Annotated in this window: 15 protein-coding genes; 4 read left to right on the top strand and 11 right to left on the bottom strand. The window is 62.6% G+C overall.

Annotated features, from left to right (window positions below; genetic code table 11):
* The first annotated feature begins 257 nt into the window (after nucleotides 1-257).
* Nucleotides 258-578, top strand: coding sequence for a DNA-binding protein (locus tag ACMFWR_RS06135; protein ID WP_413194798.1), 321 nt, complete (start codon nucleotides 258-260; stop codon nucleotides 576-578).
* 340 nt (nucleotides 579-918) lie between these two features.
* Here ACMFWR_RS06135 and ACMFWR_RS06130 read toward each other — a convergent pair whose 3' ends face one another.
* Complete coding sequence (locus ACMFWR_RS06130; protein ID WP_413194119.1) at nucleotides 919-1,626, bottom strand: hypothetical protein; 708 nt, start codon at nucleotides 1,624-1,626, stop codon at nucleotides 919-921.
* 332 nt (nucleotides 1,627-1,958) lie between these two features.
* Between ACMFWR_RS06130 and ACMFWR_RS06125 the strand changes: the two genes are divergently transcribed.
* On the top strand, nucleotides 1,959-3,323 hold the full coding sequence (locus ACMFWR_RS06125) for an MFS transporter (RefSeq protein WP_413194118.1): 1,365 nt from the start codon (nucleotides 1,959-1,961) through the stop codon (nucleotides 3,321-3,323).
* Between the two features lie 169 nt (nucleotides 3,324-3,492).
* Here ACMFWR_RS06125 and ACMFWR_RS06120 read toward each other — a convergent pair whose 3' ends face one another.
* From ACMFWR_RS06120 to ACMFWR_RS06100, 5 genes are all read right to left on the bottom strand, one after another.
* Complete coding sequence (locus ACMFWR_RS06120; RefSeq protein WP_413194117.1) at nucleotides 3,493-3,681, bottom strand: hypothetical protein; 189 nt, start codon at nucleotides 3,679-3,681, stop codon at nucleotides 3,493-3,495.
* Nucleotides 3,682-4,068: 387 nt separating this feature from the next.
* A complete protein-coding gene (locus ACMFWR_RS06115) occupies nucleotides 4,069-6,306 on the bottom strand; it encodes a xanthine dehydrogenase family protein molybdopterin-binding subunit (RefSeq protein ID WP_413194116.1) in 2,238 nt (745 codons plus the stop codon).
* Nucleotides 6,303-7,382, bottom strand: a complete 1,080-nt coding sequence (locus tag ACMFWR_RS06110) for an FAD binding domain-containing protein (RefSeq protein WP_413194115.1) — start codon at nucleotides 7,380-7,382, stop codon at nucleotides 6,303-6,305. The genes ACMFWR_RS06115 and ACMFWR_RS06110 overlap by 4 nt, the downstream gene beginning before the upstream one ends.
* Before the next feature lie 50 nt (nucleotides 7,383-7,432).
* Nucleotides 7,433-8,266 carry a 2Fe-2S iron-sulfur cluster-binding protein gene (locus tag ACMFWR_RS06105; RefSeq protein ID WP_413194114.1) on the bottom strand — a complete coding sequence of 278 codons (834 nt, stop codon included), beginning with the start codon at nucleotides 8,264-8,266 and terminating at the stop codon, nucleotides 7,433-7,435.
* 2 nt (nucleotides 8,267-8,268) lie between these two features.
* Nucleotides 8,269-8,619: a hypothetical protein gene (locus ACMFWR_RS06100; protein WP_413194113.1), complete on the bottom strand. Its 351-nt coding sequence runs from the start codon at nucleotides 8,617-8,619 to the stop codon at nucleotides 8,269-8,271.
* A gap of 694 nt (nucleotides 8,620-9,313) precedes the next feature.
* On the opposite strand from ACMFWR_RS06100, the gene ACMFWR_RS06095 reads away from it, so the two are divergent.
* Complete coding sequence (locus tag ACMFWR_RS06095) at nucleotides 9,314-9,760, top strand: PA2169 family four-helix-bundle protein (protein WP_413194112.1); 447 nt, start codon at nucleotides 9,314-9,316, stop codon at nucleotides 9,758-9,760.
* Between the two features lie 172 nt (nucleotides 9,761-9,932).
* On the opposite strand, the gene ACMFWR_RS06090 is transcribed toward ACMFWR_RS06095, so the two are convergent.
* Together ACMFWR_RS06090 and ACMFWR_RS06085 are read right to left on the bottom strand one after the other, a co-directional pair.
* Nucleotides 9,933-10,271 (bottom strand): BON domain-containing protein, encoded by a 339-nt coding sequence (locus tag ACMFWR_RS06090; protein ID WP_413194111.1) that lies wholly within the window; start codon nucleotides 10,269-10,271, stop codon nucleotides 9,933-9,935.
* A gap of 95 nt (nucleotides 10,272-10,366) precedes the next feature.
* Nucleotides 10,367-11,032 (bottom strand): BON domain-containing protein, encoded by a 666-nt coding sequence (locus tag ACMFWR_RS06085; protein ID WP_413194110.1) that lies wholly within the window; start codon nucleotides 11,030-11,032, stop codon nucleotides 10,367-10,369.
* Between the two features lie 568 nt (nucleotides 11,033-11,600).
* On the opposite strand from ACMFWR_RS06085, the gene ACMFWR_RS06080 reads away from it, so the two are divergent.
* Entirely contained in the window at nucleotides 11,601-13,163 is a 1,563-nt protein-coding gene (locus tag ACMFWR_RS06080; protein ID WP_413194109.1) for an RNA polymerase factor sigma-54, read from the top strand.
* Nucleotides 13,164-13,187: 24 nt separating this feature from the next.
* Here ACMFWR_RS06080 and ACMFWR_RS06075 read toward each other — a convergent pair whose 3' ends face one another.
* The 3 genes from ACMFWR_RS06075 to ACMFWR_RS06065 all read right to left on the bottom strand — a co-directional run bounded on the left by ACMFWR_RS06075 (nucleotide 13,188) and on the right by ACMFWR_RS06065 (nucleotide 15,198).
* Nucleotides 13,188-14,159, bottom strand: coding sequence for a YihY/virulence factor BrkB family protein (locus tag ACMFWR_RS06075; protein WP_413194108.1), 972 nt, complete (start codon nucleotides 14,157-14,159; stop codon nucleotides 13,188-13,190).
* A gap of 76 nt (nucleotides 14,160-14,235) precedes the next feature.
* Complete coding sequence (locus ACMFWR_RS06070; RefSeq protein ID WP_413194107.1) at nucleotides 14,236-14,481, bottom strand: DUF2795 domain-containing protein; 246 nt, start codon at nucleotides 14,479-14,481, stop codon at nucleotides 14,236-14,238.
* 204 nt (nucleotides 14,482-14,685) lie between these two features.
* Nucleotides 14,686-15,198, bottom strand: coding sequence for a hemerythrin domain-containing protein (locus ACMFWR_RS06065; protein WP_413194106.1), 513 nt, complete (start codon nucleotides 15,196-15,198; stop codon nucleotides 14,686-14,688).
* Between the last annotated feature and the right edge of the window lie 49 nt (nucleotides 15,199-15,247).

Here is a 15,247-nt window from a genome sequence, read left to right as displayed (position 1 = left end):
GACCACCCAGGCAGGGCAACGGATACCCCGGTGTTTCGGATACGCCCTCATGAGCGAACCGCAAGGACATCCGGCGCTTTTGGTGATTCAATTACGTTACGTTTTTCTCAAGTGGCAGCGCCCGTTGCGTGCGAGACCCGTTCCATCATGCGTGAGGCAAGACCTGGAACAGATCGTGCATCTACTCGAGCGACGGCCCGATTCGCCGGACTGCCGACACGAGGTCGCGCAGGTTCTTTGGGGAGACGATCATGACAATGCAAGCCCAGCCGAATCAGGATGCAGAGCAAAAATTCCGCGACATGCTGGACAAGTTGCTCGACTTCCCACGTTGGACAGCCAAGCAACAGCTTGAGCTTGAAATGGCACGCGATGCGGCCAACACCATGCTGCACGTGGCCGAGTCCATGCGCCGCGGCACGCCGGATACGCTGGCGACGCTGCGGATCCTGCGCCTCGCCAAGGCGGTCGACTACGTGTTGACGGCGCTGGCTGCACAGCGCGATATCCGCCCTGCGACGTTGCGTGCGGTCTTCAATCTCGCAGGCCTGCCCGTCGACCCGGCTTACGGCCGTTGAGCAGATCGAAGCAGGCAGCAGCGTAGACAGGACAGTGGGGTCGAGCGCAACACTGTCCGCGCAAACCCAACGTGCGTGTATCGGTGTTACGTACACATCGGGACGTGCGAACAGAACATCGGCGTAACATCCATGCCGATCCGGGCACAATCGCTTCGGCGCCTCGCTCTTGTGACCGTGCGCTCCTGCGACCTGGCGTCAGTGCGCAAGGACTTCGTACCGGGTCACGCTCAACATGTTCGCAAGCGAACGCATTGACCGATGCGAGCGCCCCGTGTCCGCTCGAAACACACGCGGACACACATCAAGCACACGCCAAAGCGCGGCGAAACAGGAATGTTTAGTTCTGCGCGAGCGGTGTTTCCCAACCGCGCGCATGCGTCGCTTCGAGATGCACTTCGCCAGGCACGCCGGTCGGTGCAGCATGCAGGCGCATGCCATCGGGGAGCACAGGCGAGGCCGGGGTGTGCGAGCTCATCATCTTGGCGAGCAAGGCCCACAGCACCGGATTCTCGACAGAGAAATGATAGGGACGGCGACGGCGCGCCATATGGATCGACAGCGTATCGGCGCTGCCGCGAATGCCGATCACATCCCCAAGCTGAATGTTCGTCGAGCGCGCCGGCGACATGAAAACAAGCCGTTGATTCGTGAGAAACAGCTCGCCGCCGCCAACCGGATGCGCCAGTTCGGAACTGCCGTCACCGGAGTTCACCCGTATCGGCATGCGCGCACGCACGCTCTGGCCCGCGGCACGACGCCGCGCGCGCTGCCGCGCAAGCCGTGCATTGACGACTTCATATTGCGTGCAATGCTCGAACAACAGGCTGAACTCGCCGTCGACGACCTTCAGATTGGCAGTCGGCACAAGCGGGAACGAACGCGAACGATTGATTTCCTGGATATAGCTGCAGGCTGCCGAAGTCTGCGCGAACGCACGCGCGCGGCGCTGGTGCTCGGACTTCGCGGCTTCTCGTCGCTGCTCGCGAATCGACATCCACGCGAGTGCGAAGAACGCCACGGCAAGGATCGCCAGGAAGGTGGGCATTCGATTCTCCAATGGCCTTTTTCGGCGATCTCGTAGTACCCGGAATGCTATCGGGTCGAATTTCCTTTTTATGTTGGGCTCCGAACATTTAACCGGTTTTTACAACGGATTCGCTAGATAAAACCGCTTCCGTACGCCCTGCGCCCCGCCAGCCGGACTGCACGCCGCTGTGTGCGATACACCGCTCAGATGTTTCTGTTTCGAAACACGTCCCGATCGGCGATCGATCAGCGATCACGAGCAACTTCGCGAGCCTCATCAGGCCCCCGTTCAACGCACGTCTCTGAAGCGACCGCTACAATGCGGGATTGCCCGCCCTCCTCGCGCCGACCATGCAACACCCCGACGGACTTCCCACACCGCGTCGCTACTACGCGTTGTTTGTGCTCGCACTCGGCACCATGCTCGCCGTTCTCGATGGCGCGATTGCCAACGTGGCGCTGCCGACGATCGCGCGCGAACTGCACTCCGATCCCGCCACGTCGGTCTGGGTCGTCAACGCGTACCAGATGGCCGTCATGATCTCGTTGCTGCCGCTCGCGTCCCTCGCCGAGCGCGTCGGCTTCCGCAAGGTGTATCTCGGCGGGCTCACGCTGTTCACGATCGCGTCGCTGCTGTGCGCAACGTCGAATTCGATGTCGATGCTGACCGTTGCGCGCGTCTTCCAGGGCTTCGGCGCATCGGGGCTGATGAGCGTCAACATCGCCGTGATCCGGATGATCTTCCCGGCCCGCTTGCTCGGCAGAGGCGTCTCGATCAATGCGAGCGTCGTCGCCATCTCGACAGCGATCGGGCCGACACTGGCCTCGGGCATCCTGTCGATCGCGAGCTGGCACTGGCTATTCGCGATCAACGTGCCGCTGGGTGTTCTTGCGGTCGGTCTCGGCCTGCGCACGATGCCGAACAATGAATTGCACGATCGTCCCTACGACTACACGAGTGCGGTGCTCAACGCCCTGACGTTCGGACTCGCGATCCTTGCGGTCGACGGACTCGGGCATGCCGATGGACGCAACTGGGTCATCGCCGAAGCCGCAGGGTCGCTCGTGATCGGCGTGTTTTTCGTGCGCCGCCAACTCTCGCAGACCGCTCCGTTGCTGCCCGTCGATCTGTTGCGCATTCCGATGTTCGCGATGGCCATCGGCACATCGGTCTGCGCGTTCGTCGCGCAGATGCTCGCTTTCGTTTCGCTTCCGTTTTATCTGCAGGATGCGCTGGGCCGCTCGCAGGTCGAGACCGGTCTGCTGATGACGCCATGGCCCCTGACCATCGTGTTTGTCGCGCCGTTGTCGAGCGTCTTGTCCGATCGCATTCCGGCGGGCGTGCTCGGCGGCATCGGACTGTTTGCGTTTGCCGGCGGCCTGTTTGCGCTCGCAGGTTTGCCTGCGCATCCGGGTGCGTTCGACATCTGCTGGCGCATGGCGGTATGCGGGTTCGGTTATGGCCTGTTCCAGACACCGAACAATCGCGCGATCCTTTCATCTGCCCCACGCGCACGCAGCGGCGGCGCAAGCGGCATGCTCGGCATGGCGCGTCTCACGGGTCAGACATTCGGGGCAGCGCTCGTCGCGCTGATCTTCGGCCTGATTCCGGCGCATGGCACCACGATCACGCTGCTGGTGGGCGCGGCGTTCTCCGCGACGGCAGCGCTCGTGAGCCTGGGCCGTCTCGCCAACCGCTCAGTGGCAATGACCTGAGCCCGGCGCGCATCTGCCGTGTTGGAATGTGCCCACCATTTTCAAGCTTGAAAGCGTGTGGAGCGCGTGCACCCGGAAGCGTGACAGTCAGTGAAACGCCGCACGGCGGACACACGATCTTCATAGGAATGAGGGTCGTGTCCCCGCTTCCAACGTGCGCCTGAACTCGTCAACGTTTCAACTCCTTATCGTTTTGCTCAAGATCCGGTGGCGCCACTTCGCTTGCGGCCCGCATCGGCGCTTGCGGACTCCATTGGCACACCCCTTGCTCGTAAATAACCCGCAGCGCGGTAAGACGAAATACGCCGTATTGATTAAAGTGAAACAAGCGGCGTAACAATCCAATCAAAGAGAACATGCCGTCGTACGGTGCGCAAAAGTTCAACAGCAGGGAGTGAACGCGCCGTGCCGCAGCATCGGAAGTCTAGGGCAGGACACTGTCGAGTCCTGAGCTTTTCAATCCGGTAAGCGAGGCCATCATGAGTATTTTTGCGTATCGCCGTCACTTGCGGTTTTTAAATCACCAACAACGGCGCGTCTGGTGGGATCAACGCAAACGCCTTACTCCACGCGTGAGAATCGGCGGGGCTTATGTGCCGCCCAGCGTGTCGAAAGTCTTTACTTACGTCAAAGTCGGCTAAGCCGCGGCACGAAGGGGTGCGCGCACGTGAATGCGCACACCCCTTCGATATCTGTTCCATGACGTCGTATGTTCCATGACGTCGTGATCGACGAGCGCGATCGCTCACGCGCGAATGACTTTATCGAGTGTGATCGGCAGACTGCGCACACGCACGCCCGTAGCGTGATAGACCGCGTTGCCGACGGCGCCGGCAACACCCGTGATGCCGATTTCGCCGATACCTCGCGCGCCAAGCGGATTCAGGTGCATGTCTTCGGACTCGATGACACTGATGTCGATCGATCCGATATCCGCATTCACCGGCACGTGATACTCAGCGAAGTTATTGTTCGCTATCCGTCCGTAGCGCGGATCCAGTAGGCCCTCCTCGGTCAATGCCTGACCGACGCCCCACACGATGCCGCCCATCAGCTGACTATGCGCGGTCTTCTCGTTGAGCAAACGTCCGACGTCATAGACCGCGACGATGCGCGAAACGCGAATCACCCCGAGCATCTCGTCGACGCGCACCTCGGCAAACACGGCGCCGAACGAATGCTTCGAATAGTTGCGGGCATCATCAGAAGGCTTCACTTGCACCGTGGCCTCGATCGCCTGCCCGCCGTTGCGCGCAATGATCGCAGCAGCGGGATCACGACGCGACGGATCGGCTTTCAACGTGACCCATCCATCCTTGACGAAGACGTCGTCCGGCGACGCGCCATGCACGGGCGACGCGGAGTCCGCAACGGCAAGTCCGATCAGGCGATCACGCGCCGACAGCGCTGCGGCCTGCACAGCCGGCGAGACGCTGGCCGCCGACTGCGACCCACCTGATACCGGCGCGGCGGGCAAGGTCGAATCGCCGAGCGCAAAGCGCACGTTCTGCATCGGGAAACCCAGCGCATCGGCAGCCACTTGCGTCATGATCGTGTACGTGCCCGTGCCGAGATCCTGTGTGCCCGAACCCACGATGGCCGTGCCGTCGGGCTGGATGCGCGCAAACGCCGAAGCGGGGCTGCGATTCGCGGGGTAACTCGCCGTCGCCATACCCCATCCGATCCATTGATCGCCGTCGCGCATCGAACGCGGCGCCATCGACCGGCGCGACCAGCCGAATCGTTGTGCACCGACGGTATAGCAGTCGCGCAGCGATTTGCTGCTGAACGGCTTGCCGTCCTGCGGATCGCGTTCCGCGTAGTTGCGCAAGCGCAGCTCCAGCGGATCCATGTTCAATGCGTAGGCCATCTCGTCCATGGCGGCCTCGAGTGCGAACGAGCCGCTGGCTTCTCCCGGCGCACGCGTGAACGTCGGCGTACCTGTATTGATGCGCGCCAGCCGATGGGTGGTCGCCGCGTTCGGCACGTCGTACAGCATGCGCGACACGACCGCTGACGACTCGGTCCAGTCCTCGAACGTCGACGTCGTCGACACCACATCGTGCCGCAACGCGACGAGACGGCCATCGGCCTGCGCGGCCAGCCGGATATGCTGCTCGGTCTGGGGCCGGTGACCGACCATGCCGAACATCTGCGGGCGTTGCAGCGCGAGACGCACAGGCCGGCCGACTGCTTTGGCCGCCATCGCGGTCAGCACGACATGGGACCACACCGAGCCCTTCGACCCGAAGCCCCCGCCGACGAAAGGGCAGATCACGTGCACCTTCGCGGGCTCGATGCCAAGTGTCTTCGATACGGTGTTCACACATCCCGAGATGCCCTGCGTCGCATCGTAGAGCGTCAACGAATCGCCGTCCCATTCGGCCGTCGTCGCATGGGGCTCCATCGGCAGGTGGTATTCGAACGGCGTCGTGTAGACCGCATCGACGTGGGCCGAACCCGATTGCAGCGATGTATCGGGCGCACCGCGCGTCGTGTCGACGGGATCACGCGTCAGACGTTCGGGTGTGGCCAACTGTGACTTCATCGATTGCATATCGAGCCGCGGAGACTCGACCTGATATGTCACGGAAATATGGTTAGCGGCATCGACTGCATGCTCGAACGTATCGGCGACCACGATCGCAATCGGCTGATTCTGATAGTCGACCCGATCGTCCTGCAGCAGAGTCAGGCGCCGGCCCGCCGGCGGGCCAAATGCGCCCTGCCCGGCCTTGGGCAACCTCGGCGCGTTGTCATGCGTCATGACGAGCAGCACACCCGGCATGGCGCGCGCCGCCGTCGTATCGATTCGTGCGATACGTCCCTTCGCAGTACCGCTTGTCAGCAGCACGCCATGCGAGAGCCGGGGCAAGGCCCAGTCGCTCGCATAACGCGCCGCGCCCGTGACTTTGAGGCGACCGTCGGCACGATCGGCGGGTTGCCCTGTGAGCGGCTCATCGAGTCGGAGATCGCTATTCATGCCGGCACTCCTTGTGAAGCTTCGCGTACGGCGCGAATCACGGCGCGCTGCGCGAGCGTCACCTTGAAGGCATTGCCGGGATACGGCTGTGCCTCGCGCACCATGCTGGCGGCGGCCTGAGCGAGCGTCGCGTCGTCGAGCGTGCGGCCCGTGAGCATCTGCTCGACGCTCGCGGCACGCCACGGCTTGTGTGCAACACCGCCCAGTACGATCCGCGCGCTGCGCACGCGGTTGCCGTCCATATCCAGTGCAGCGGCAACCGATACGAGCGCGAATGCGTAACTGGCACGGTCACGTATCTTGAGGTAACGCACGTGAGACCCGAAGTTCGATGCCGGCAGATCGACCGCCGTAATGATCTCGCCCGGTTCCAGGTTGTTGTCGCGCTCGGGTGTCATTCCCGGCAGCCGGTGAAAATGCTCCATCGCAATCAGGCGATCACCGTTGGGCCCGGTCACGCGCACGGTCGCATCGAGCGCTGCGAGTCCGACGCTCATATCGGACGGCTGCACGGCAATGCATTGCGAATGGGCAGCGCCTGCGTCGCCTTGCGAATTCATCGCAGCGGCCGCTGCCGTCGATCCCGCGAGCGCATTCGGATCGAGCCGGGCATCGGCGCCAAAGATCGCATGCATCCGGTTGAATCCTTGTTGCGCCGCGCATCCCGATCCCGGCCGTCGCTTGTTGCATTCGGCGTAGACCACATCGTAGAAGTAGTGGCACCGCGTGCGCTGCATCAGGTTGCCGCCCACCGTGGCCATATTGCGAAGCTGAGCCGAGGCGCCCGCCAACAGGGCTTGCGACAGCAAGGGATAGCGCTCGCGAACCAGCGCATGGTTGGCGAGATCGCTGTTGCGCACCGTTGCGCCGATGCGCAGGCCGCCGCCCGGCAGGGTCGTGATCTGGTCGAGGCCGGCGATGCGCGTGATATCGATCAGGCGCACAGGCTGGGCGACGCCGCCTTTCATCAGGTCCAGCAAATTGGTGCCGCCGCCGATGATGGCGGAGCCCGCCAGCGAATTGGCGCGCACAGCCGACGCGAGGTCGGGCGCGCGCTGATAGTCGATCGCATTCATGAGAGTCGCTCCGTGGATGCAGAGACGTTTAGGGCGCGAAGGGACGCGCGTCAGACGCCGGACGTGCGAGCTGCACGCGCGGGGACGACGGCCTGTTCGGTGGAATCGGTCTGGAGATGGGCGGCGCGCGCGCAGGCGCGTATCGCACCGACGATGTTCTGATACGCGCCGCAGCGACAGAGATTGCCGCTCATGCGCTCGCGGATCTCGGCATCGGTCAGCGTCTCTGGCTTGCGCTGGATTGCGGCCGTGACGGTGCTTGCATCGCCGCGCTCGTACTCGCTCAGTACGGCAGCGGCCGAACACAACTGCCCCGGCGTACAGAAGCCACACTGGAACGCATCGTATTCGACGAATGCCTTCTGCATGATCTCGCCATGCGCCGCGGCCGAAAGCCCTTCGATCGTCGTGATCGCATCGCCCTCGTGCATGACCGCGAGCGTCAGACACGAGTTGACCCGCCGTCCGTTGACAAGCACGGTGCACGCGCCACATTGACCTCGATCGCAACCCTTCTTCGTGCCGACAAGGCCTGCGTAGTCACGCAACGCATCGAGCAAGGTCACGCGAGCCTCGAGTTGAAGCGCGTAGCGCCGGCCATTGATATCGAGTTCGACCGTGCGTGGCGCGGCAACAGCGGGGGGTGCGAGGGGCGGCGTCGCGACGGGCGCATCGGCTGCCCGCGCATGCTGGGCAGCGAGCGGCGCTGCGCTCAATGCTGCGCCAGCCACCGCGGACTGAAGAAATCGGCGGCGCCCGGTGTCCGCCGATGTTGCCGGACTCGGCCCGTTGCGTTCGTCAGCGCGCACCGGCGCTTCGGAAATCTCAGTGAAGTCCCGCTCAGGCGTGGCGAGACGATCGTGACAACGGTCCGATTCCGACATGACTAGATCCTGGTGACGTTAGGCGGCGCGGGCCGCACTGAGGTGCGCGGCATCGGCGCGCCGCGCAATGCACGCACCGGCGCGTCAGGCGCTGTTGCGAGCGTGGAAGACGATGCATCCGGCGGGGTCGCCATCGACCGGGCCGCGATTTGTGGAGCCGCCATGGACGGCGTAGCCAAAGATGAAGTCGCAGACGACGGCGCGTCGGGCGATGCGTCGCTCATATCGAGCGTCTGCTCGTCGTCCGGCGGCACCACGGATTCGATCGGGTAACGCGAATGCAGGTAAAGCGCAATCGTGACGAGCACGACGAACAGCAGCCACTGGCGAATCTGAATTCGTTTCGCTTTCATGACGACGCCCCTTGTGTTGATTCTTAGCCTGGTTGATGTCGACGACGTCGCTGCGGCTGCGCGTTCTCGAACGCAGGCGGACCCGGCAGGGTTGCCGGACCTCGCTGCGCTTCGTCCCCGTGCGCGCGCGACGCCTGCACAGACGCAAAGGTCGTGCCGACGCATGCGCAGGGTTGTCGCGCGCACGTCACCTTCTCGTGAGTGGGTCTGAAAGCTATTCGGTGAGACGAGACGTCCGCGTGTGTCCGGCCGCGATTGTTCGCACGCACGTACGAATCAATAGGCTTGCGACTGAAGTAGTCGCTCACTGGGGCGGCCTTTCGGGTCGACACCTTTCGATCGGCTATCGCCGCCCGGCACCCGGAATCGGGCCGGAATCGCGTCGGAATGACACGAAGATGGCGCCGCTGTCACGTAACGACCTGACGTGTGAGTGACATGTTCCGGCATGAATTGAACCTCTTACCAAATCCCTGTAATTGCGGCGCGCGCAGCAGACGCGTGTAGCAGACGCGTGTAACAGGCGCGCTCAGCGGACGCGGGCAGCAGACGCAGGTCGATCCTTGCGGACGCGTTTCATCGGCTTGCGACGCGCCTCCCGTGCCGGCCAGGCGGCAGGCATGCCTGATGCAACATCGTCAGTGCGCTACTGGTGGTCCACGCCTCCCGAGTTTCTTATTCAAGGAGAACAACCATGACGAACACCGTTTCCGTACTCAATGACCTGATCGAAACGTCCAAGGACGGGGAACAAGGCTTTCTCAAGGCTGCGGAAGATACCAACGATCCCAAGCTCAAGACGTTGCTGGCGAGCCGCGCGCAGGAGTGCGCGAACGCCGCACGCGAGTTGCAGGCGCGGGTCGTCGAACTCGGCGGCAAACCAGAAGACCGGGGCTCGGTCTCGGGCTCGATTCATCGAGGCTGGGTGGACATCAAGTCCGCACTATCGAGCCGGGACAATCACGCGATTCTTGCGGAGTGCGAGCGCGGAGAGGACGTTGCGAAGAAACGGTATCGCGAAGCGCTCGACAAAGAGCTGCCCGCCGATATCCGCTCACTGATTGAATTGCAGTTCCAGGGCGTGCTGCAGAACCACGACCGCATCCGTGAGCTGCGCGACCAGTACGCGGCGGTCCGTTGATCGACGTCGGTTGATGGACGTCGGTTGATGACGTCAGTTGCTCGACGTCAATTGGTCGACGTCTTTGGATCGACTGACGTTTGCTGATCCAGAAAGGCAGCAGAAAAAGAAAAGCGGCGCTCACGCGCCGCTTTTCATGTCCACACGCGTACGGCGAACCGTACTCGCGTGCTTAGTTGTTCGCGCGAACCGTCAGCTTGTTCGAAACCGACGTCACGCCCTGCACGCCTTGTGCAGCTTGCGTAGCGATATCGATCTGGCCTTGTTCCGGCACCGAACCCGTCAGCGTGACGACACCGTCCACTGCCTTCGTGTAGATGCGGGTCGGCTCGAGGCCCTTCGCACGGGCGAGCGCCTTGCGCACTTGCTTGACCAGCGCGCGGTTCGCTGCCTTCGACGACGTAGCGGCCGGCGCTGCCGGAGCTGCGTCGCTAGCTTGTGCGTACACGTTCAGCGCGAACACAACAGCGGCAGCACCACCGATCGCCTTCAGGAAGTCCACAGATTTCATTCAATTTCTCCTTGTTTGCCATGAAAAAACCAGTGCCCGCACAGCCTCACTGAGGCGACCTACGCCGCCGCCCGAGCGAGGACGCGCCACACCGGTCAGTTGCCGATCGAGAGTGTCGGCTCATCCTCGCCAGGCCGGTGCCTGACGTGAATGCGGTTGTCGATCTCGCGGACGCCGGCGCAGTGGTCCACGACATCTTCTATTGCATGCTGCATAAAACGATGCGGCACAAAACCTTCCAACGTCACGTTCGCGCTCACTACCGCAATCCGCACATCCGAGATATCCAGCGACTCGGTGCGCTTCAGGCGTTCTGTCACCGCCGCCAGGATCTCGGCGTCGGTCATGGGTCTGTCGGGGGATGAGTACGCGGCGGGATCGTCGCGATCCACGCGCTGTGCAGGGGTATCGTCTCGATACGGCGCCGCTCCCAGGTCCGCATGATTCACGCGTGCCTGCGGCTTGCCGTCGATCATCGCCTGGGCCTGCTGGTCCTCTCCAACCCTCTGCTGCGATATGTGCTGGACTGTCTCCTGCGACTTTATGTTTTTTGGGTCCTGCATGCCATCAGGGCTCACCGCGTGCATGCCTTCCGTCTTGTCGTCGGGTGCATGGGACTCGCGATAGCCAGGCTCGTCTCGCCGCTCAAGATCGCCGCGGTTATGGTGCGGCCCCTCACCCGGGGATTCGCCATAACCGCCATCCTGATCGACTGTCTCGCCGGGATTATAAGTTTTACGCTGACTCTGCGAAGCGGTCATTGCACACTCCTTTCGTTTGCGTGGCCGCATAACAACGCTCACTCAAGCTGGCTCAACCGACATGCCGCTATTGAGCATGCTTATCGATATTCAATGTGCCGCCCATACCTTGCAAACGCTGGCGCACATTGATCGACAGCCTTGATTCATATGCGTAACCGTCGATTTCAAGCGCTTAAGAACTTAATCACCTTTGCTTAATACCAACGAATTTCCACTCCAGCACATCGATAAATCGGCAAGCTAGGGAAATTACGGGGCCAGGGTGATACGTGCACGCGCGAAGTCTCATAAGACTCAAGAATAGTCCGATATGCGTCGCCTCGACAAATCGACCCCGTACTCACCACACCGTCACGACGCACTCGCGTGCGCGCCATCGTTACATTTCCCGACGCTCCCGAAGCTTGTCGGATCAAACGATCGGCTTGTAATTTCTGCCCGTCCGGAGCCGCTCGTTTGCCCTGACAAATCACGGTGAGAGCGTTGCAACTCCTGAGCCTGACATAGCTGGTACGGTGGTTGCTTTATATGGGGTCCAAGACGCCAATTTGCTGGAGCGGACTCAATGCATCCCACCGTTGAACTCAGAGCCAAACAAAGCCTGACGCTGACACCGCGTCTTCAACAATCTGTGCGCCTGTTGCAGTTGTCGTCGATGGAGTTCGCGCAGGAGTTGCGTAACGCGCTCGACACGAACCCCTTCCTCGAATTCGACGACGGGCAGGCGTCTGACGAGACAGAGACGCAAGACGACAACCTCAATGCAGCGACGCTGGACGGTACCGCCGGCGACATCGCGAGCGCCGAGTTTGCCGACGCGGCCAGCTCGCTGCCGAGCGATGTCGCGACGGACGTCACAAACTATGAAGCCGCGGGCGAAGGCCAGGACGTGCCGGCCGAAGTCATCGCCGATGCGCTTGCCGATACGCCGGAGCGCGACAGCCTGACGGGCGCTGACTTCCCTGTCGACCCGTATGCGCAGCGCTCGAATCGTAACGACGGCGATGACAATGATCCGACTGAGTGGATCCACGCCAAAGCCACGCTGCGTGAACATCTGCACGAGTCGCTGCGCATGTGCGCGATCGGCGACCGCGATCGCATCGCCGCGCAGCTGATCATTGAAGCGCTCGACGACGATGGCTATCTGCGTCAATCGCTCGATGAGCTCACTGAACTCGTAACGCTCGATCCGCCGATGAGCGAGGAAGAGCTTCATGTCGCGCTGATGCTCGTGCAGCGCCTCGATGCTCCGGGTCTCGCGGCGCGATCGCTGTCCGAATGTCTGTCGCTGCAATTGCAAGCCCTGCCTGACGACACCGACGGCCGCGCGGTCGCGCTCAAGATCGTTAACGAACATCTGGACCGCATGGCGCGACGCGAGCTCGCCGAGTTGCAGCGGCAGATCGGCTGCACGGGCGACGAGATTCGCACCGCGTGTTCGCTCGTGCGCCGCCTCGATCCGCGTCCGGGCGATGCCTTCGGCCGCGACGAGAACAACTACATCGTCCCCGACGTCATCGTGCGCCAGATCAAGAATCGCTGGGTCGTGCAGATCAATCCCGCCGTGCAGCCGCGCACGCGCATCCACCGCATGTATGCCGAAATGTTTGCGCAATCGGGCAGCACAAGCCGCTCTCCGCTTGCACAGCAGCTTCAGGAAGCGCGCTGGCTGATCCGCAATGCCCAGCAGCGCTTTACGACGATTCAGCGCGTCGCCGAATGCATCGTCGCTCACCAGAAAGCGTTCTTCGAGTATGGCGAGATCGCGCTCAAGCCCATGGTGCTGCGCGATGTTGCCGAAGAGCTTGGGCTTCATGAGTCGACGGTCTCGCGCGCCACGGGCAACAAATATATGGCCACGTCGCGCGGCATCTTCGAGTTCAAGCACTTCTTCCCGCGCGAGCTGGGCACGGAAAGCGGCGGGACGTGTTCGTCCGCAGCCGTGCGCGCCCTGCTCAAGGAAATGATCGATGCGGAAGACGCCACGTCACCGCTGTCCGACGTCACGCTCGCCAAGCTGCTCGCCGATCAGGGCGTCATCGTGGCGCGCCGTACGGTCGCCAAGTATCGGCGCCTCATGAAGGTGCCGCCCGCAGAAATGCGTCGCCAGACTGTGCCGGCGTAAGACCCGTCTTTTGCGGAGCGGCGCTCAGTGCGAACGGGCGCCGTCCTGCGTATCCCGCTGCAGTGACTGCGCCGCGTTTTGCGCGTTGGCTTGTACATTGGCCCGCGCCTTCTCCTTGGCATGCTGCAGGCGAAGCTTGCCGCTATACGCCGCCACTTCCGCACCGAGCAGGAACACGGCTGACGAGTAGTAGAGCCACATCAGGATGATCGCGAGCGAGCCGGCCGCGCCAAACATGTTCGCGGTGCCCGCATGGGCGAGATAGATCGAGAACAGGTTCTTGCCGCCGCCGAACAGGATCGCGGCAGCCAGCGCGCCGATCGTCGAGTCGCGCCAGTCCATGACGGCGTCGGGCAAGAATTTGAGCAACGCAGAAAACGCACCGATCAGGACGGCGAAGCTTGTCAGATGCTGCGCACCATTCGCGAGCACGTAAGACACGCTCGTCTCGCCCCAGACCCATCGCCCGAGGATGTTGACGACGGTATCGAGCACCTGGAGCACGACAACGAGAAAGCCGACGCCGACGACCAGCCCGAACGACAGCAGACGCAGCTTGACCAGCGACATGATGCTCTGCGCAGGCTTCAGGTGCGCCTCGATCGGCCAGATGACATTGAGCGCCGTATTCAGCGATGAGAATGTCGCCGACGCGCCAACAAGCACGGCGAATAGTGAAATGAGAGTCGTGCCGGCCGCAAGGTTCGCATGTCGCGCGTTGGCGACCATGGCCTGGATCGTGGCGGCCGCCTCGTTGCCGACGACGCCACGTATCTGCTCGAAGAGCCGCCCCTGTATCGCATCAGCGCCATAGAAAAAGCTCGCTACCGCGATCACGATAACGAGCGTCGGAGACAGAGAGAACGCCGTGTAAAACGCGATGGACGCCGCCGAAGAACTGCCGCGATGACCGACCCATGAGGACACAGGTTCGATGACCCAGTCGGCCCAGCGCCGCATGCGCGCCACGTCCATCCGTTGTCCAGGTGGTTTCAAGACATCGCTCCTTCGAGGCGCAGATCGCCCATTCGATAGGCCGCAAGGGTGCGATGGCTGGCATGGACTTCACACGCTAGTGCCAGAGTTTGCCCATCGCACGCGAGATCGCGGCGGGCCCCACGTAGTCGCCTTCCGGCAACCGGTCGAGGGTACTCAGTATCGCATCGTCGGCGCCGCGCGCCCGTGCACGCTCCATGAGCTGCGGCTTCGATGCGGGATACGCCAGTCCGCCCAGCGCCTTCTGGATAGCGATCGGACTCGGCAGGCGTACGCCGCCTTCGCCGGTGCGCTCGCTACGTTTGCCTTGATGACGAGACATAGGTCCTCCTTTTGGATAAACGCAACATGCGTACCCGTCCCTCCGGACGGGTCGCGGTGATCTTCGTTCAGCTCAGGGAAGTGGGGCGAGCGAATGCCGGACTGCCGCTTCGAACTCGCCAGGTGCCGCTTGATGGCGCGCGGCGGCTCGGGTTGTTGACAGCGCTCGTGCAGCGGCGTGCTCTAACCGTCGCCGGCCCGGCGTTCAGTCGTCGTACTCATAAGCGAGTGCATCCGTATCGACCATCGCCTTCTCGATGCTCACGCGGTGGTCGCAAATCTGCGCGGCCATCTGGTGCGTATCGATGCAGCTGGTACACAGCACAGGAAAGAGATTGGCCTCTTCCGCACTGAGATGGCGGCGCACGAGTGGAATCAATAGCCGGAACACGGCATCGAGACGCACCGCATCGTCGAGCAATGTTTCCGAGCGTTCGACCAGCGCGTTGGCCATATCGATCTCGAGCCGGGCGATTTCAAGCGCCATGCGCGCCTCGGGCGAGTCGGCCGCTGCCTCAATGGCTGGCAGCACGATCTCGTGCTCGAGCATCGTGTGGTACGTCAGCTCGCGGCCGATATCCACTGCGGCGTCGGCGCGTTCGCTGTCGTGAGGATCGAGCAGCTCGAAGCGTTCGAGCAGTCGATCGATCGCGCGATGTTCCGCGCGGAGAACTTCAAGGGCGTCCCGTTTCGGATTGAGCGCGACTGCCATCCCCATGATTCGCCTCCCATATACGACTGATCGGCATTCGCCGGTTATGCGATCC

Origin of the sequence: Pararobbsia alpina (assembly GCF_965118125.1) — a bacterium.
In the GTDB taxonomy this organism is placed as follows: domain Bacteria; phylum Pseudomonadota; class Gammaproteobacteria; order Burkholderiales; family Burkholderiaceae; genus Pararobbsia; species Pararobbsia alpina_A.
The sequence above is the reverse complement of the archived record's forward strand: the minus strand, read 5'-3'. Positions and strand labels throughout refer to the sequence as shown.